Source organism: Aromatoleum evansii (assembly GCF_045689615.1).
Lineage (GTDB): Bacteria > Pseudomonadota > Gammaproteobacteria > Burkholderiales > Rhodocyclaceae > Aromatoleum > Aromatoleum evansii.
In genome coordinates, this window is the sequence record NZ_CP141259.1 from 3,237,197 (window position 1) to 3,253,799 (window position 16,603).

At 67.3% G+C, this 16,603-nt stretch carries 16 protein-coding genes; 10 read left to right on the forward strand and 6 right to left on the reverse strand.

Annotated elements, in window-relative coordinates; all coding sequences use genetic code 11:
- Positions 1 to 4: 4 nt before the first annotated feature.
- The 9 genes from U5817_RS15190 to U5817_RS15230 all read left to right on the forward strand — a co-directional run bounded on the left by U5817_RS15190 (position 5) and on the right by U5817_RS15230 (position 10,534).
- Entirely contained in the window at positions 5 to 1,318 is a 1,314-nt protein-coding gene (locus tag U5817_RS15190; protein WP_407277897.1) for an aromatic ring-hydroxylating dioxygenase subunit alpha, read from the forward strand.
- A 214-nt stretch (positions 1,319 to 1,532) separates the two neighbouring features.
- The gene (locus U5817_RS15195) at positions 1,533 to 2,018 is read left to right on the forward strand and encodes an aromatic-ring-hydroxylating dioxygenase subunit beta (RefSeq protein WP_407277898.1); all 486 of its coding nucleotides are present in this window, start codon (positions 1,533 to 1,535) and stop codon (positions 2,016 to 2,018) included.
- An 8-nt stretch (positions 2,019 to 2,026) separates the two neighbouring features.
- Complete coding sequence (locus U5817_RS15200; RefSeq protein ID WP_407277899.1) at positions 2,027 to 3,661, forward strand: AMP-binding protein; 1,635 nt, start codon at positions 2,027 to 2,029, stop codon at positions 3,659 to 3,661.
- Positions 3,658 to 4,830, forward strand: coding sequence for a thiolase family protein (locus tag U5817_RS15205; RefSeq protein ID WP_407277900.1), 1,173 nt, complete (start codon positions 3,658 to 3,660; stop codon positions 4,828 to 4,830). Before U5817_RS15200 ends, U5817_RS15205 begins: the two co-directional genes overlap by 4 nt.
- Positions 4,831 to 5,083: 253 nt before the next feature.
- Positions 5,084 to 6,328, forward strand: coding sequence for an SDR family NAD(P)-dependent oxidoreductase (locus tag U5817_RS15210; protein ID WP_407277901.1), 1,245 nt, complete (start codon positions 5,084 to 5,086; stop codon positions 6,326 to 6,328).
- Between the two features lie 62 nt (positions 6,329 to 6,390).
- The gene (locus U5817_RS15215) at positions 6,391 to 7,176 is read left to right on the forward strand and encodes a cyclase family protein (protein ID WP_407277902.1); all 786 of its coding nucleotides are present in this window, start codon (positions 6,391 to 6,393) and stop codon (positions 7,174 to 7,176) included.
- Positions 7,177 to 7,186: 10 nt separating this feature from the next.
- Positions 7,187 to 7,915: an SDR family NAD(P)-dependent oxidoreductase gene (locus U5817_RS15220; protein WP_407277903.1), complete on the forward strand. Its 729-nt coding sequence runs from the start codon at positions 7,187 to 7,189 to the stop codon at positions 7,913 to 7,915.
- 66 nt (positions 7,916 to 7,981) lie between these two features.
- Positions 7,982 to 9,133 carry an ABC transporter substrate-binding protein gene (locus U5817_RS15225; protein WP_407277904.1) on the forward strand — a complete coding sequence of 384 codons (1,152 nt, stop codon included), beginning with the start codon at positions 7,982 to 7,984 and terminating at the stop codon, positions 9,131 to 9,133.
- A 201-nt stretch (positions 9,134 to 9,334) separates the two neighbouring features.
- Positions 9,335 to 10,534 carry an NnrS family protein gene (locus tag U5817_RS15230; RefSeq protein WP_407277905.1) on the forward strand — a complete coding sequence of 400 codons (1,200 nt, stop codon included), beginning with the start codon at positions 9,335 to 9,337 and terminating at the stop codon, positions 10,532 to 10,534.
- A gap of 36 nt (positions 10,535 to 10,570) precedes the next feature.
- Here the strand turns inward: U5817_RS15230 and U5817_RS15235 are convergent, their stop codons facing one another.
- From U5817_RS15235 to U5817_RS15260, 6 genes are all read right to left on the reverse strand, one after another.
- Complete coding sequence (locus tag U5817_RS15235) at positions 10,571 to 11,542, reverse strand: type II asparaginase (protein ID WP_407277906.1); 972 nt, start codon at positions 11,540 to 11,542, stop codon at positions 10,571 to 10,573.
- A 61-nt stretch (positions 11,543 to 11,603) separates the two neighbouring features.
- Positions 11,604 to 12,338, reverse strand: a complete 735-nt coding sequence (locus U5817_RS15240; protein WP_407277907.1) for an amino acid ABC transporter ATP-binding protein — start codon at positions 12,336 to 12,338, stop codon at positions 11,604 to 11,606.
- A gap of 26 nt (positions 12,339 to 12,364) precedes the next feature.
- Positions 12,365 to 13,324, reverse strand: coding sequence for an agmatinase (locus U5817_RS15245; protein ID WP_407277908.1), 960 nt, complete (start codon positions 13,322 to 13,324; stop codon positions 12,365 to 12,367).
- Between the two features lie 35 nt (positions 13,325 to 13,359).
- Positions 13,360 to 14,022, reverse strand: a complete 663-nt coding sequence (locus U5817_RS15250) for an amino acid ABC transporter permease (protein ID WP_169207442.1) — start codon at positions 14,020 to 14,022, stop codon at positions 13,360 to 13,362.
- Positions 14,012 to 14,692, reverse strand: a complete 681-nt coding sequence (locus U5817_RS15255) for an amino acid ABC transporter permease (protein WP_169207443.1) — start codon at positions 14,690 to 14,692, stop codon at positions 14,012 to 14,014. The genes U5817_RS15250 and U5817_RS15255 overlap by 11 nt, the downstream gene beginning before the upstream one ends.
- An 11-nt stretch (positions 14,693 to 14,703) precedes the next feature.
- Positions 14,704 to 15,558 carry a transporter substrate-binding domain-containing protein gene (locus U5817_RS15260; RefSeq protein WP_169207444.1) on the reverse strand — a complete coding sequence of 285 codons (855 nt, stop codon included), beginning with the start codon at positions 15,556 to 15,558 and terminating at the stop codon, positions 14,704 to 14,706.
- A gap of 61 nt (positions 15,559 to 15,619) precedes the next feature.
- Here U5817_RS15260 and U5817_RS15265 point away from each other — a divergent pair, with 61 nt between their 5' ends.
- Entirely contained in the window at positions 15,620 to 16,558 is a 939-nt protein-coding gene (locus tag U5817_RS15265; RefSeq protein WP_210147933.1) for a LysR family transcriptional regulator, read from the forward strand.
- Positions 16,559 to 16,603 lie beyond the last annotated feature (45 nt).

Here is a 16,603-nt window from a genome sequence, read left to right on the forward strand (position 1 = left end):
GACGATGGAACGCTACACGGGCAATCCGGACGCGGTGCGCGCACTGGTGCGCGACCTTGAAGTGCACAAGGACACCTACATCGACGAGGAAGTCTTCGCGCTCGAAATGGAGCACCTCTTCGCGAACACCTGGGTCTATGTCGGCCACGCCAGCCAGGTGCCGAACAAGGGCGACTTCTACACGACGACCGTCGGCACCGAACCGGTCGTGATGGTGCGGCACACCGACGACTCGATCCGCGTGCTGTACAACCGCTGCCCGCACAAGGGCGTCAAGGTCGCCGGCGAGACCTGCGGCAACACCGGAAAGTTCTTCCGCTGCCCCTACCACGCGTGGACCTTCAAGACCGACGGCAGCCTGCTCGCGGTGCCGCTGAAGAAAGGCTACGAGAACACCGGCTTAGAGTCCTGCGAGGCCAAGCACGGCATGGCCGCGGTCGAGAACGTAAAGGTCTACCGCGACTTCGTGTTCTGCCGGCTCAACCCGCAGGGCATCTCGTTCGAGGACTACTTCGGCGAATCGCTGTCGACGATCGACAACATGGTCGACCGCTCGCCCGAAGGCCGCCTCGAAGTCGCCGGCGGCGTGCTGCGCTACATGCACAACTGCAACTGGAAGATGCTCGTCGACAACCAGACCGACACCTGTCACCCGATGGTGGCGCACGAATCCTCCGCCGGAACCGCGGTGAAGGTGTGGCAGGAGGCGCCCGAAGGCACGCCCAAGCCGATGGCGGTCGAACTCTTCGCGCCCTTCGTCTCGTCCTACGAGTTCTTCGAGAACATGGGCATCCGCGTGTGGGAAAACGGCCACGGCCACACCGGCGTCGCCGACTCCATCCACGCCGCCTATTCGCCCGCCCCCGGTTACTGGGAACAGATGGTCGCCGCCTACGGCGAGGAACGCGCCAAACACATCCTCGGCGACACACGGCACAACACCGTCTATTTCCCGAACATCATGGTCAAGGGCCCGATCCAGACGCTGCGCCTGTTCAAGCCGATCGCCGCGAACAAGACCCTCGTCGAATCCTGGACCTTCCGCCTTGTCGGCGCGCCCGACCTGCTGCTCGAACGCACGCTCATGTACAACCGCCTGATCAACGCCCCGACCTCCGTCGTCGGCCACGACGACCTGGAAATGTACGAACGCGCACAGGAAGCCCTGCAATCGCGCGGCCGCGACTGGATCAACGTCGCAAGGTTATTCGACCCCGCAGAGAAAGAACAGAAGAACGTCGCGACGAACGGCACCAACGAATGGCAGATGCGCAACCAGTTCCGCGCCTGGGCAAAGTTCATGACGGAAAGCATGTAGAGCAGAAACCAAAGCAAACGGGACCGCACCCCAGCCCTCAGGGACGGTCGGGGTGTTTGCGGAGCGGGCGAGGACTGTCTGAGCGAGGGTCGCGGAAGCGCGGCCCTAAGCGAGTTCCGCAGCCCGCGGAGCAAATACCCCGGCCGGCCCGATTAGCGGCACCTCCCGCCCTCGCCCCGAAGAAAACAGCGCAAACAGAACGAGGAACAAGCCAATGACCACCCTCGACATTACCCACAAGACCCTCACCGACTTCATCTACGCCGAAGCCCGTCTCCTCGACGAGCAGCGCTTCGAGGACTGGCTGAACCTATTCACAGAAGACGGCCACTACTGGATGCCCCTCGCCCACGGCCAGACCGACCCCCGCCTGCACACCTCGCTGATGTACGAAGACAGACTCCTGCTGCGCGTGCGCGTCGAACGCCTCGCCGGCCAGCGCACCTTCTCGCAGCAGCCCAAGAGCCGCTGCCACCACCTCCTGCAAGCGCCGACAGTCGAATCGTCCGCCCCCGGCGGCGAACACATCGTGCGCACCGCCTTCCACTACGTCGAAACCCGCCAGGACCAGCAGACCCTCTTCGCCGGCTGGACCACGCACCACCTCGTCGAAGACGCAGGCGCGCTGAAGATCCGCCTCAAGCGTGTCGACCTCGTCAATTGCGACGCCGCGTTCGGCAACATCCAGCTCTTCATGTGAGTGCCCTCGTGACCACCACCGTCTTCGATGCCTTCAAAGCGGCCGCCGGGCAATGGGGCGAACGCCCCTTCCTGAGCACCCTGCCCGACACCGCCGCGGCCTACGGCATCGCCCCCGGCGAACTCGCCTACCGCGACGCGGCACTGCGCATCGCCGCGCTCCGCGACGCCTACGCCGCCGCCGGCTACGGCCCCGGCCACCGCGTCGGCCTGCTGCTCGAGAACCGCCCGGCGTTCTTCCTGCACTGGTTCGCACTGAACGCCCTCGGCGTCTCCGTCGTCCCGATCAACGCCGACCTGCGCGCCGCCGAACTCGAATACCTCATCGGCCACTCCGAAATCGCCCTCGCCGTCGCCCTGCCGCAACGCCACGCCGATCTCGCCGCCGCAGCCGAACGCGCCGGCCGCCCGCTGCGCATCATGAGCGACGGCGACACGCCGCCGCCCGCCGCCTTCCCCGCGCCGCTCGCGGGCACGGTGCCCGACGAACTCACCGAATGCGCCCTGCTCTACACGTCCGGCACCACCGGCCGCCCCAAAGGCTGCATGCTGCCCAACCGCTACTTCCTGCACGCCGGCCGCTGGTACGCCAACATCGGCGGCCTCGCGCGCCTCATGCCCGGCGAAGAGCGCATGATCACGCCGCTGCCGCTGGTGCATATGAACGCGATGGCGTATTCGACGATGGCCATGCTCCTCACCGGCGGCTGCCTCGTCCCCCTCGACCGCTTCCACCCCAAGCGCTGGTGGGCCAACGTCCGGGAGGCGCGCGCGAGCGTCGTGCATTACCTCGGCGTCATGCCGGCGATGCTCATGAAGGCCGACGCCTCGCCCGAAGACCGCGCCCATTCGGTGCGCTTCGGCTTCGGCGCGGGCGTCGATCGCACGCTGCACGCCGCGTTCGAAACGCGCTTCGGCTTCCCCCTGCTCGAAGCCTGGGCGATGACCGAAACCGGCGCGGGCGCCGTCGTCATCGCGAACCATGAACCTCGCAAGGTCGGCACGAGCTGCTTCGGCATCGAAGAGGCCGACGTGGAAGTCCGCGTCATGCTCGAAGACGGGCGCGAAGCGGCCATCGACGAACCCGGCGAGCTACTCGTGCGCCACGCCGGCGACGACCCGCGCTACGGCTTCCTCGCCGGCTACCTGAAGGACGAGGCCGCGACCGCGGAAGCCTGGGCCGGCGGCTGGTTCCATACCGGCGACGTCGTGCGCCGCGACGCCGACGGCCATCTGCATTTCGTCGATCGCAAGAAGAACGTCATCCGCCGCAGCGGCGAGAACATCGCCGCGGTCGAGGTCGAGAGCGTGCTGCAGCAGCATCCGCTCGTGAAGGCGGTCGCCGTCGCCGCGGTGCCCGACCCCGTGCGCGGCGACGAAGTCATGGCCTGCATCGTGCCCCAGCAGCCGCTCGCCGACCGTCGCGCGATGGAGGCCGCCGCCGAGGAACTGGTGCGCTGGACGCTCGGCGAACTGGCGTACTACAAGGCGCCGGGCCATGTCGCCTTCGTCGACAGCCTGCCGCTGACGGTCACGAACAAGATCCAGCGCGGCGAACTGAAGGCGCTGGCGCCCACGCTCGTCGGCGCGCCCGAGTGCGTCGATACCTGCGCGCTGAAGAAGCGCCAGGAGACTGCCACATGAGCCGACGCCTCGCCTACGACGGCGTCGTCGCCGCGGTGCCCGTCACCGTGCCCTATGCGCGCTACTCGACGCACGCCGCGCACTGGTGGCTCGGCCGCGCCCTCGCCGCGCTGATCCGCGAGGCGGGCATCGCCAAGGCCGACATCGACGGCGTGTGCGTCTCGAGCTTCACACTCGGCCCCGATACCGCGGTCGGCCTGATGCAGCACCTCGGCATGAGCCCGCGCTGGCTCGACCACATCCCGATGGGCGGCGCGTCCGGCGTGGTGGCGCTGCGGCGCGCGGCGCGCGCGGTGCAGGCCGGGGACGCGGAAATCATCGCCTGCATCGCCGGCGACACCAACCATGTCGACTCCTTCCGCCACACCGTCAGCCAGTTCTCGCGCTTCGCACAGGACGCCGTCTACCCCTACGGCGCCGGCGGCCCGAACGCGAGCTTCGCGCTGCTGACCGACCACTACATGCGGCAGTACGGCGCCACGCGCGAGGACTTCGGCAAGCTCTGCGTCGCGCAGCGCGACAACGCGCTGAGGAACCCGCATGCGCTGATGAAGAAACCGCTGACGCTCGCGCAATACCTCGACGCACGGCCGATCACCGACCCCATCCATCTCTTCGACTGCGTGATGCCCTGCGCCGGCGCCGAAGGCTTCCTCGTCATGACCGAGGAACGGGCGCGCGCCCTGAAGCTGCCCGGCGTGCGCATTCGCTCGACCATCGAGCGCCACAACGCCTACCCCGACGACCCGATCCAGTTCCGCGGCGGCTGGGCGATGGACCGCGATGCGCTGTACGAGCACGCCGGCGTCGCGCCCGCGGAGGTCGACTTCGTCGAGACCTACGACGACTACCCGGTGATCAACATGCTGCAGTTCGAGGACCTCGGTTTCTGCGCGAAGGGCGAAGCGCCCGCCTTCGTGCGCGAACACGGCTTCACGATCGACGGCTCCTTCCCGTTCAACACCTCCGGCGGGCAGCTCTCGGTGGGCCAGGCGGGCGCGGCGGGCGGTTATCTCGGGCTCGTGCAGGCGCTGCGCCAGCTCACGAACGCCGCCGGCGCAATGCAGGTCGCGAACGCGCGTATCGGACTCGTGTCCGGTTTCGGCATGATCAACTACGACCGCGGCCTGTGCTCCGGCGCGGCGCTCCTCGAACGGGGGACGGCATGACGGGCATTACCCATAGCGCCGCAGGGCGAAAAAGCGCGGCGCCTTCCGCCATATATCACCTCCCCGCCTTCGGTTTTTCCGCCCTGCCTTCCTCCGACCGGTGTCATGGTTTCCGTAGGGCGGGAGGAGCGCCAGCGTATCCCGCCAGAACGGCGTTTGACGATCCCCGACGTTCGTCCGGCGGGATGCGCTTCGCTCCTCCCGCCCTACGTTCTGCGTGCCCGACAAGCTTCAAGGAATGGAGCGTAGTCCAGTGACCGACGCCGCACCGAAACCGAAACGGAAGAACCCCGTCGCGCGCACGCGCCTGCCCACGCTGCCGCCCGCATCGCGCAGCCGGGCCGCCCTCGGCCTCGCCCGCGCCGCCGCCGAAGGGCGCTTCGAGATGCAGGCCTGCGCCGACTGCGGCGCGGTGCAATACCCGCCGCGCGAAGTCTGCGGCAGCTGCCTGTCCGAACGGCTCGACTGGCGCGAAGTCGCCAACGGCGGCACGCTGATCGCGACGACGACCTTGCGCCACAGCAACGATGCGTATTTCCGCGAGCGCCTGCCGTGGCGCGTCGGCACCGTGAAGATGGATGCCGGCCCCTCGGTGGTCGCCCACGTGCATGAAGACTGCCACGAAGCCGGCCGCGTGCGCCTCGCCCTGAAACTCGACCGTAGCGGCCAGGCCGTGCTGCACGCGCTGCCCGCGGAGGACACCCCGAACATGAACGATTCGCCCCAACTGCGCGAGACGCATTGCGACCCGAAGCACCGCCGCGTGCTCGTCACCGACGGCCGCTCCACGCTCGGCCGCGCAATGGTCAAGGCCTTGCTCGACGCCGGTGCCTCGACCGTCTTCGTCGGCGATCCGGCGACGTGGAAGGCCGATGCCGGGTTCGACGCCTTTGTCGCCTCCGATCCGCGCCTCGTGCCGGTCGCGCTCGACGTCACCGACACCGACTCGGTCGACCGGCTCGCCGCGTCGATCGGCGCCAAGGTCGAGATCCTCATCAACACCGCCGACCACCTGCGCGACGGCGGGGTCATGCACGCGCGCGACGTCGGGCTCGCGCGCGACGCCTTCGACGTCAACGTGCTCGGCCTGATGCGGCTCGCGCAGGCCTTCGGCCCGACGATGTGCTTCCGCGCAGCCGACGGCACGCACGGCGCGGTCGCCTGGGTGAACCTGCTGTCGATACATGCGCTCGCGGCCCTGCCCGCGCGCGGCGCGTGGTCGGCGTCGAAGGCCGCCGCCCTGTCCGCCGCCCTGACCCTGCGTGCCGAATTCGGCGGCGCCGGCATACGGGTCATGAACGTCTTCCCCGGCCCCATCGACGATGAATGGGAGCAGCTGACCCCGCCCCCGAAGCTCGCGCCGTCCACGGTCGCCGCCGCGGTCGTCCGCGGGCTGCGCGACGGCGTCGAGGACCTCTACGTCGGCGACGTCGCCGAGGAGCTGCGGGCGCGCCTGCGCGACAACCACAAGGCCGTCGAACGCGAACTCGGCGGCTGATCGCGCCACAACACACAACGACAGACCCGTAAGGGCACCCCACCCACCGAAGGAGACCCCCCGTGAGCACCGCCATCCTCGCGCAGTTCATGGCCGAGCTGCTGTCCGGCCGCATCCGACTCGTCGACCTCACGCAAACCCTGACCCCGGAATTCCCGACCATCGTCCTGCCGCCGGAACTCGGCCAGGCCTGGCCCTTCCGCATCGAGGAGATCTCGCGCTACGACGAGCGCGGTCCGGCCTGGTACTGGAACAACTTCTCGTGTTCGGAACATACCGGCACGCACTTCGATGCCCCGGTGCATTGGATCACCGGCAAGGACCAGCCGAACAACGCCGTCGACTCCATCCCGGTCGACAATTTCATCGCCGCCGCCTGCGTCATCGACGTCTCCGCCGAGGCCGCGGCGAATCCCGACTTCCTGCTCACGATCGACTTCGTCGAGAAGTGGGAGGCGCAGCACGGCCGCATCCCCGAGCGTTCGTGGGTGCTGCTGCGCACCGACTGGTCCAAGCGCAGCGGCGCGAAGGAATACCTGAACATGGCCGAGGACGGCGCGCATTCGCCGGGCCCCGACGCCGAGGTCGTCCCGTGGCTGATCCGCGAACGCAACGTGCACGGCTTCGGCACCGAATCCATCGGCACCGACGCCGGCCAGGCGCATCACCTCAACCCGCCCTACCCGTGCCACTACTTCATGCACGGCAACAACCGGTACGGCCTGCAGTGCCTGACGAACCTCGACCAGCTGCCGCCCCAGGGCGCGCTGATCCTCGCCGCGCCGCTGAAGATCCGCAACGGCTCCGGCAGCCCCCTGCGCGTGCTCGCGCTGACCCCGCGCACCTGAGGACATGACGATGAGCGAAAGACGTGTCGCGATCGTCACCGGCGGGAGCGCCGGCATCGGCGCCGATATCTGCCGGCGCATGCTGGACGAGGGCTACGAGGTGGTGTCCGTCGCCCGCCGCGCCGCCGACTGGACGCACCCGCGGCTGACGAACGTCCAGGTCGACCTCCTCGACGCCGCCGCGACCGAAGCCGCCGCGCAGGAGATCGCGCGCGACTTCCCGGTGAGCCACCTCATCCACAATGCCGGCGTGATCTGGCCGAAGCTCCTGCCCGACGTCACGCAGGACGAGCTGCACGGCCTCACGCAGATCCACCTCGGCGCGGCGATCAGCCTGATGCAGGCGGCGCTGCCCGGCATGCGGGCGCGCGGCTTCGGCCGCGTCGTGCTGATGTCCTCGCGCGGCGCGCTGGGGCTTGCCACGCGCACCGCGTATTCGGCGACCAAGGCCGGCATGATCGGCATGGCGCGGACCTGGGCGCTCGAACTCGCGCCGCACGGCATCACCGTGAACGTCGTCGCACCCGGCCCCATCGCCACCGACATGTTCCACGACGTCGTCCCCGCCGGCAGCGAGCGCGAGCAGAAACTCGCCGCGAACATCCCCGTCGGACGCATCGGCCGCCCCGACGACGTGACCCGCGCCGTGATGTTCTTCGCCGACCCCGCCAACAGCTTCGTGACCGGCCAGACCTTGTACGTCTGCGGCGGCGCGAGCGTCGGCACGCTGACGATCTGATGCCACCCCATAACCAGACGCCGTAAGGCGCCCTCACCCCAAGCACCGCCCCCACGGAGACGAAAGATGAAGCTGAACAAAGCTGCCACCACCCTCGCCATCGCATTGGCCGCCTTCGCGTCGCAATCCGCCCTCGCCCAGGTGAAGATCGGCGTCGTGTCGTCGGCGACCGGCCCGACCGCGCTGGTCGGCATTCCGCAGAAGAACACCGTGCCGCTGCTGCCGGCGAAGATCGGCGATCTCACCGTCGAGTACATCCCGCTCGACGACGCGAGCGACCCCACCGCCTCCGTCACCGCAGTGAAGAAGCTTATCTCGGAGCAGAACGTCGATGCGATCATCGGGCCCTCCGGCTCACCCAACGCGATGGGGGTGATCCAGTTCGTCGCCGACGCGGGCGTGCCGCTGCTCGCGCCGGTGGGCACCGCCGCCGTCGTGACGCCCATGGACGACAAGAAGAAGTGGGTGTTCAAGACCACGCAGAACGACGACATCATCGCCACGGCGCTGGTCGGCCACATGGTGAAGTCCGGCGTGAAGACGGTCGGTTTCATCGGCGTCGGCGACCCCTACGGCGAGAACTGGTACAAGGTGTTCTCGGCGCTGGCCGACAAGAACGGCATGAAGATCGTCGCCAACGAGCGCTTCCAGCGCCAGGATGCGTCGGTCACCGGCCAGAGCCTGAAGATCCTCAGCGCCAAACCCGACGCCGTGCTCGTCGCCGCCGCCGGCGGACCCGCGGTGCTGCCGCAGACCACGCTCGTCGAGCAGGGCTACAAGGGCCAGATTTACCAGACCCACGGCGCCGCACTGCCCGACTTCCTCAAGCTCGGCGGCAAGAAGGTCGAAGGCACGATCCTCGCCGCGAGCCTGATGCTGGTGCTGCCCGAGATCGCCGACAGCCATCCGTCGAAGAAGATCGCCAGCGAGTACATCGCGGCCTACGAGAAGGCGCACGGCACCAAGCCCGCCACCTTCGGCGCCAACGTCTTCGACGCCGGCCTGCTGTTGCAGCAGGCGATCCCGGCCGCGGCGAAGGTCGCCAAACCCGGCACCAAGGAGTTCCGCGCCGCGCTGCGCGACAGCCTCGAACAGACCCGCGAGCTCGTCGGCACCCAAGGCATCTACAACATGAGCGCGACCGACCACAGCGGCTTCGACGAGCGCGGCCGCGTGCTCATCGCCGTCAGGGACGGCGCCTGGACGCTGGCGAAGTAAGCCACCGCCCGACCTCGCCCCGCGAAACGGCCGCAACGGGCCCGCGTCACGGAACCACCGTGCGCGGGCCCGTCGTCTTCCGGCCGGGCAAATCCTGAAGAAATCTCCGCCGCAACCCTCCCCACCTTTGACGCCGGACAGAAACTTCGACCCGTATCGACCCTAGACTGAAGCGGTCCAAACAATTTCACGGCCAACGAAATGTCCGCGACCGCATCCCGCGTGTTTCCCGCAGCGCTATGGGTGAGCGCGTTCCGCCCCTTCTTCCTGCTCGGCACGCTATATGCCCCGCTGCTGATGGGCGCCTGGCTCGGCGCCTGGTCCGGCTGGTGGAGCGGTCCGGTCGGAGACATGCCGCCTGCGCTGTGGCACGGTCACGAAATGATCTTCGGCTTCTCCACCGCGATCATCCTTGGCATCGTGCTCACAGCGCTGCCGAGCTGGGCCGGCACCGAGGAAATCCACGGCACCCGCCTCGCCCTCATCGTCGCCGCATGGCTCGCCGGCCGGCTCGCCTTCTGGGCACTGCCGCTGCTGCCCGCCGGCGTCGCGGCCGTGGCCGACTGCCTGCTGTTCCCGCTGGTGTTCACGACCGTCGCGCCGCAACTGCTGCGGGCGGCGAACCGCCTGTACCTCTTGCTGCTGCCGGTTCTCGCGGCCTTCTTCGCCGCGAACCTCGCCTTTCATCTCAGCATCAGCGCAGGCAATCCGGCCTTCGCCACGCTCGCCCTGCACGGCGGCGTCTATACGATTCTCACGCTCTACGTGCTCAAGGGCGGCGTGCTCACGCCGGTCTTCACCGGCAACGCGCTGCGCGAAAAAGGGCGCGGGGAACAGGCGCCGTTCCGGATGTGGCTCGACGTCACCGCCGTCGGCCTCGTCGTCGCGCTCGCCGCGCTCGACCTCGCCGGCGCGCCGGCCCGATGGGTCGGCCTCGCCGCCCTCGCCTGCACCCTCGCCCATGCCTGGCGCGTCGGCCGCTGGCAAGGCTGGCGCGTGGCCGACGTCCCCCTCCTCCTCGTCATGCATCTCGGCTTCGCCTGGCTGATCCTCGCCTTCGCGCTCAAGGCTCTCGCGGCGCTCACCGGCCTCGTTTCCGACACCGCATGGCTACACGCCTTCACGGTCGGCAGCCTCGGCATGATGATGCTCGGCCTGATGACCCGCGTAAGCCTGCGCCACACCGGCCGCCCGCTCAAGCTGCCGACGGCCATGCGCGTCGCCTGCGCGCTCGTGTTCGCCGCAGCGATCGCGCGGCTCACGCTGTCGATGCCCCAAGTCCGCTCCTTGGCGATCGCAGCGGCCGCGCTGCTGTGGGCGGCGGCGTTCGCGACCTACTTGTCCAGGTTCGGAGCGCTGCTGGCGAGGCCCAGCCTCCCGCGCAAGACCGGCACGCCCTAGGACGCGACACTCCCCAGCACTTGGCTACACACTGCGTTAATAGCGCTCAAAACAAGAGCGCAGGTGGTGAAGCTCGTGGCTCTGAGTCAATGCGAGCATCAGCAGGATGCGAGCCTTCTGCGGATTGAGCGATCCAGCTGCGATCATCCCGAGGGTTTCATCATCGAATGACGGGGTGACGATCCCTCGGCCGACCCGACTTGACCGAACGAAGGCGACACCCGCACGGGCTGCCAATTCGGCCCCCAAGCGGGCGCTCGGTGACAGGCTGCCGTTCCCCGTGGCGGCGAGGACGATACCTCGGGCACCCGCGTCGATCGCGGCGTGGTAGTGGTGAATCCCCGCGCCCTGATGGTCGAAGATGATGTCCGCCATCGGAAGCTCCGCGAGTCGGTCGAGCGAAAACGACGTCGCTGCCGTATGCAGACGCAGCGGCGCATGGAAGAGATGGATCCCGCCGCAGGCAATCCTTCCCAGGCATCCCTCCTCAGCCGCCTCGAAGGCTTCGACTGCGGTGGTATGCGCCTTTGCAACGTCACGCGCGGCGAACAAACGGTCGTTCATCACGACCAGAACCCCCTTGCCATGCGCGGCGGGCGCAAGGGCGACGCGCACCGCGTTGTAGAGGTTGAGCGGACCGTCGGCGCTCAGGGCGCTGGCGGGACGCATGGCCCCGACCACCACGACGGGCTTCGTGCTCTTGAGCACAAGGTTGAGGAAGTAGGCGGTTTCCTCCAGCGTGTCGGTGCCATGGGTGACGATCAGGCCATCCACCTCGGGGTCTGCGAGCTCTTTGGCGACACGGCGGGCGATCGTCAACAGTGCCGCACTGTCTATCGCATGGCTGTCGAGTTGCAGCAAATTCACGGCGCGCAGGTCGGCGGGCGCATGCAGTTCGGGTATCGCAGTGAACATGTCTTCCACCCCCGCGGTCACGCGGTAGTCGTGCAACTGCGTCGCACTGTCGGCAGATGATGCGATCGTACCGCCAGTGCCCAGCACCACCACGCGAGGGCGTCCGCCCGTCGACCTCCGATCCCTTCTTGGCTCGCTCACGGTCAGCTCCCGGTCAGTGCTGAAGGATCTTCGACAGGAACTCCTTCGCCCGCGGCGAGCGCGCCTCGGACTCGCCGAAGAAGTCCGTCGTCGGACAGTCCTCGACGATCTTGCCCTGATCCATGAAGATCACCCGATCGCTGACTCTTTTCGCGAAGCCCATCTCGTGCGTGACACACATCATCGTCATGCCTTCGTCCGCGAGCTGCACCATCACGTCGAGCACTTCGCCGACCATTTCGGGGTCGAGCGCCGAGGTCGGTTCGTCGAACAGCATCACGATCGGGTCCATCGCCAACGCCCGTGCAATGGCGACGCGCTGCTGCTGGCCGCCGGAGAGCTGCCCCGGAAATTTGTCCTTGTGGGCAAGCAGGCCGACACGGTCGAGCATGCGCAGCCCGCGCTCCCTGGCCTCACCAGTGTCGCGCCCCAGCACCTTGACCTGCGCGAGCGTCAGGTTTTCGGTGACGTTCAGGTGCGGGAAAAGCTCGAAGTGCTGGAACACCATGCCAACCTGCGCGCGCAGCCGGGGTAGTCTAGTCTTGCGGTCCGATATCGCAATACCGTCGATGACGATGTCGCCCTGCTGGATCGGCTCCAAGGCATTCACGGTCTTGATCAACGTGCTCTTGCCGGAACCCGACGGCCCGCAGACCACTACGACCTCGCCCTTGCGCACACGCGTGGTGCAGCCGTCGAGCACCTGGAAATTGCCGTACCACTTGCCGATGTTGTTGATCTGAATCATCTCGGCGGTCTCCTCCACATGTCCGCTCATTTGTCGAAATAGCCTGCGCGGATCGCGGCACCGATCAGATTCACGATCAGGCGTCCCGCAGTGACGCAGGTGAGCTTCGAGGCGTTGTCCTTCGATGGCTGGATCTCGACGATGTCCATGCCGACCACGCGCCCCTTCCTCACGAGGCCGTGGATCAGCTTGCGCGCCTGCACGAAAGTGACGCCGCCCGGTGCCGGGCCATCGACCGCCGGCATGATGGTGGGGTCGAGGCCGTCGGCGTCGATCGTCAGGTAGTAGTTCCCACCGTCCGGGATACGCTCGAGCACCGCGTCCATGCCAACCTCGTGCAACTCATAGGCGGTCACGAGTTCGGCGCCGTAGCGGCGTGCGACCTCGAATTCCTCCGGCCGCGCGCTACCCTGCGCACGCAGCCCAATCTGCACGATGCGCGCCACATGCGGCATCTCCGAGGCGCGGCGGATCGGGCTCGACAGGCCCTCGCGCACGCCGTTGACGTCGTCGCGCCAGTCCAGATGCGCGTCGATATGCACGAGCGTGATCGGCCCCACCTCGCTGAACGCACGCAGCACCGGCGTCGTGATGCCGTGATCGCCCCCGAGCACGATCGGAAGGCCGCCGCCATTGAGGATCTGGCGCACAGCCAGCTCTACGCGCCGATAGTGGTCGCCGGGTTTCGCCAGGTCGGGCAGCACGTCGCCGCAATCGACGAAGCGGATGTCCGAACGCCCCTGCAGCAGCGGGCCGTCGATGTCGAAATCGAAGTGCTCGGGGGCGCGCACGATACGGTCGGTGACCTCGCGGATCGCCTGCGGCGCATTGCTCTGGTCGTTGGTGAAGGCGCGCGGCCCGTAGGCCGAGCCGAACGGCATGCCCAGTACGGCAATGTCGGCGCGCAGACCACTCAGGTCGGTGACGAGTTCCGAGTAGAGCAAGGTCTTGTGCCCACTACGAGGCGCTACGGTCAATTGTTCCATGTTTGGTTTCCTGTCGGGGTTGTGAGGGGCGGCGCTCAGCGATGGCTCCAGCGACGCACGCGCGTTTCCATCGCGTGGCCGAAGGCGTCGAAGACTGCACTGCAGCCCCAGTAGATCAGCGCGGTGGTGGTGAGGACTTCCAGGTAGGCAAAGGTGTCGGCAGTCATCAGGTTGCTTTGGTAGGTGAGCTCGGGCAGGCTCATCACCGAGAACACGGCGGAGTCCTTGAACATCATGATCGTCAGGCTGACCGAGGGCGGTATGAGGAAGCCGAAGATCTGCGGCACGACAACATGGCGCTGCACCTGCCACCCGGTCATGCCCAACGACAAGGCCGCACGGACCTGCCCCCGCGGCACGCTGCGTAAGGCGGCACGCAGGATTTCGCAGAAGTAGCCGCCGGTGTAGAACGCGGTCGCCCCGATCGCGATGCCGAATGCGGACACCAGCAGCCCCAGCTTGGGCAGGCCGAAGAACGACAGGTACACCAGGATCAGGAAGGGGATGTTGCGCACCAGCTCGACGTAACCGAGCGCCAGCATGCGCAGCGGCCTGGACGCGGAATCGGCCATATAAGCGGCGACCGTGCCGGCCAGGATGCCCAGCGGAATGCCGACCATGCTGACTGTCGCCGTCACCTTCAGGCCCTGCAGCAAGGCGGGTGTCGCCTGCGCGACGATGTCGAAATCAATGGACATTGGGGAGAAGTCTCGCAAAGCGGCGCTCGACGCTGCGGGAGATCGTCGAGGCGCACCACAGCATCAGGAAATAGACGGCCGCGGTCGCGGCAAACACCTGCAGCGGCAGATCGCTCTGCAGCGTCGCGTTGCGCGCAACGGTCGCAAGTTCCGACACGGCGATCAGGGACAACAGCGACGACGCCTTCAGGAGCACCGTGAACTCGTTGGTCAGCGGCGGCAGCGCGCGATGGAACATCTGCGGCAACAGCACGTGCAGCCAGCACTGCCACGGCCGCATGCCCAGCGCGCGCGCCGCCGCGGTCTGGCCTGCGGGGATCGTCGACAGCGCGGCGCGCAGGATCTCGCTGACATAGGCCGTGGTATTTAGGGCCAGCGCCAGGACGCCCGCCGCGAGCGGCGAGATCGAGATCCCGAGCAGCGACGGCAGCACGTAGTACGCGATCAGCAACTGCACCAGCAGCGGCGTGCCGCGCATCGCGCTGACGTACACGATGACGGCAACGCGCCCGAGCGGCCCGCCGGCCACCCGCAGCGCGAGCACCACGACGCCCAGCGCGAGTCCGATCGCGAAGGCGGCCCCGCTCGAGAGCAGGGTGTTGCCCGCACCCTCGATCAGACCGTCGAAGAACGGCATGAGGGCGCTGTCCGCGGTAAGCCAGTCAATCATGACGGCACCGCTCAGAGTGCGCCGGCAGGCAGGTAGCCCGTCGTCGGCAGGTCAAGGGGCGCGCCGAACCACTTCTTCTGCAGTTCGGCGAGCTTGCCGCTCTCCCGAAGTTCCGCGAGCGTCTGGTTGATGAAAGTACGGATTTCCGGATCCTGGGGATGTGCGACCCACGCGAGCAGCCGCGGCTGCCCGACCTCGCCGATCGTGCGGAACACGCCCGGCTGACGGCGCATCTGTACGGACAACACGTTCGACGGCACGACGCCGATGTCGAGCGTACCGTTGCTCAGCGCCACGCCGACGTCGGGATAGCCCTGGAACAGTTTCAGCTCGGCAAAGCCCTTTCCCTGCTTCGCCTTCAGCTCGCGCTCGAAATCCTGGATCATCGGCTGCGCCATCGAGCCCATCTGCGTGCCGACCGTCTTGCCTACCGCATCCTCCGGCTTCGCGATCGCGCCATTCGACGCCTTTACCGCGAGCATGGAGTGCACGATTCCCACCGGCGCACTGAACGCAAAGCGCTTGGCGCGCTCTTCGGTGATGCCGACGCTGGTCGCCACGAAATCGAACTTGCGCGACATCAGGCCCGGCAGCAGGCCCTGGAAGGGCAGGTTCAGCTGCACGAGCTTCACGCCGAGCTTGCCAGCCATGTGTTCGAGAATGTCACGACCATAGCCAACGACCTTCCCGTCCTCGACGAACTCGTAGGGCTCATATGCAGCTTCGGTGCCCACGGTCAGCTGCCCCCGCTTCTTGATATCCGTGAGGGATCCGCCCTCTGCCCAGCCCATCGCCGGGACACAGGCCATGACGGCGAAAGCGATCGCCCCCTGCATTGCGCGGCGCCTGCTTGAAATCATCTTCATCGTCTCCTCCTTCTAGTGATTGGTCTGCCGACGAAAGTGACTTTAGTCGCCGCAAATGGCAATGAAAAATGATTTTTATAGTGGTATGGTTTCAAAATTCAATACCTTTTCTCATGCCATGCCCAGACCGCCCTTCACCGAACGAGACCTGCGCTCGCTGCGCGTTTTCTGCGCCGTGGCCGAGGCCGGCGGCTTTGCAGCCGCCGAGGATCGCCTGAACATGTCGAAAGCCTCGATCAGCCGGCATGTGCGGGAGGTCGAGGAGAGACTCGGCGTGCGTCTGTGCGAACGTGGCCCCTCAGGATTCAAGCTGAGCTCCGCTGGGATGGTCGCGCTCGAGCTCGCCTCCAACGCGTTGAAGTCGCTCGAGCGCATTCGGCCCGAGATCGATGCAGTCCGCGGAGTGCTATCGGGCTCGCTCGAAATAGGCATGGTGGAACACCTGATCACACACCGAGACTGCCGGATCCCCGAAGCCTTGCGCGAGCTTGCGCGCCGGGCTCCAGACGTCCGACCGCACGTGACGGTGATGACCTTCGCCAATCTCAACCAAGCGCTACGCGAGCGCCGCGTCGAGATCGCGATCCGAGGGATGTACGCGAAGGAACGAATGTTCGACTACCAGGCGCTGTTCGTAGAGACTCACCGCGTCTACGCTGCGACCGAAAGTGCGCCCGAGCGGCGCGAGGATCGGCCCCTCGTGTACCGCCCCCACCCGTTTGTCGAGGCGGCACTGGCGGACCACGGCTTCGCGCGCGGCCCCGATGCGGGCGGATTGGAAGCGATTGGCCTGCTGGTGGCCACCGGCAATTATGCCGGACTGCTGCCGGAGCACTATGCGGACCTCGTCGCCCAGAGGTACCCAATGCGCGCCCTTCCCGATAGCCCGTCCTATCGCAATTCGATCTGTGCCATTACCGAGGCCTCACGCCCGCTCACACGTCGCGCAGAGCTTTTCCTGGACATTCTTGCTGAGCTGCACGCGGGGAACGGGGCATAAGCCACGCAGACCACAGCAAGCGCCGTCGACGAGAAAGACGTCGCC

Coding starts and splice junctions, on each gene's coding strand:
- U5817_RS15190 (WP_407277897.1), top strand. CDS start 5: ATGGAACGCTACACGGGCAATCCGGACGCGGTGCGCGCACTGGTGCGC.
- U5817_RS15195 (WP_407277898.1), top strand. CDS start 1,533: ATGACCACCCTCGACATTACCCACAAGACCCTCACCGACTTCATCTAC.
- U5817_RS15205 (WP_407277900.1), top strand. CDS start 3,658: ATGAGCCGACGCCTCGCCTACGACGGCGTCGTCGCCGCGGTGCCCGTC.
- U5817_RS15220 (WP_407277903.1), top strand. CDS start 7,187: ATGAGCGAAAGACGTGTCGCGATCGTCACCGGCGGGAGCGCCGGCATC.
- U5817_RS15225 (WP_407277904.1), top strand. CDS start 7,982: ATGAAGCTGAACAAAGCTGCCACCACCCTCGCCATCGCATTGGCCGCC.
- U5817_RS15230 (WP_407277905.1), top strand. CDS start 9,335: ATGTCCGCGACCGCATCCCGCGTGTTTCCCGCAGCGCTATGGGTGAGC.
- U5817_RS15240 (WP_407277907.1), bottom strand. CDS start 12,338: ATGATTCAGATCAACAACATCGGCAAGTGGTACGGCAATTTCCAGGTG.
- U5817_RS15245 (WP_407277908.1), bottom strand. CDS start 13,324: ATGGAACAATTGACCGTAGCGCCTCGTAGTGGGCACAAGACCTTGCTC.
- U5817_RS15250 (WP_169207442.1), bottom strand. CDS start 14,022: ATGTCCATTGATTTCGACATCGTCGCGCAGGCGACACCCGCCTTGCTG.
- U5817_RS15255 (WP_169207443.1), bottom strand. CDS start 14,692: ATGATTGACTGGCTTACCGCGGACAGCGCCCTCATGCCGTTCTTCGAC.
- U5817_RS15260 (WP_169207444.1), bottom strand. CDS start 15,558: ATGAAGATGATTTCAAGCAGGCGCCGCGCAATGCAGGGGGCGATCGCT.
- U5817_RS15265 (WP_210147933.1), top strand. CDS start 15,620: ATGAAAAATGATTTTTATAGTGGTATGGTTTCAAAATTCAATACCTTT.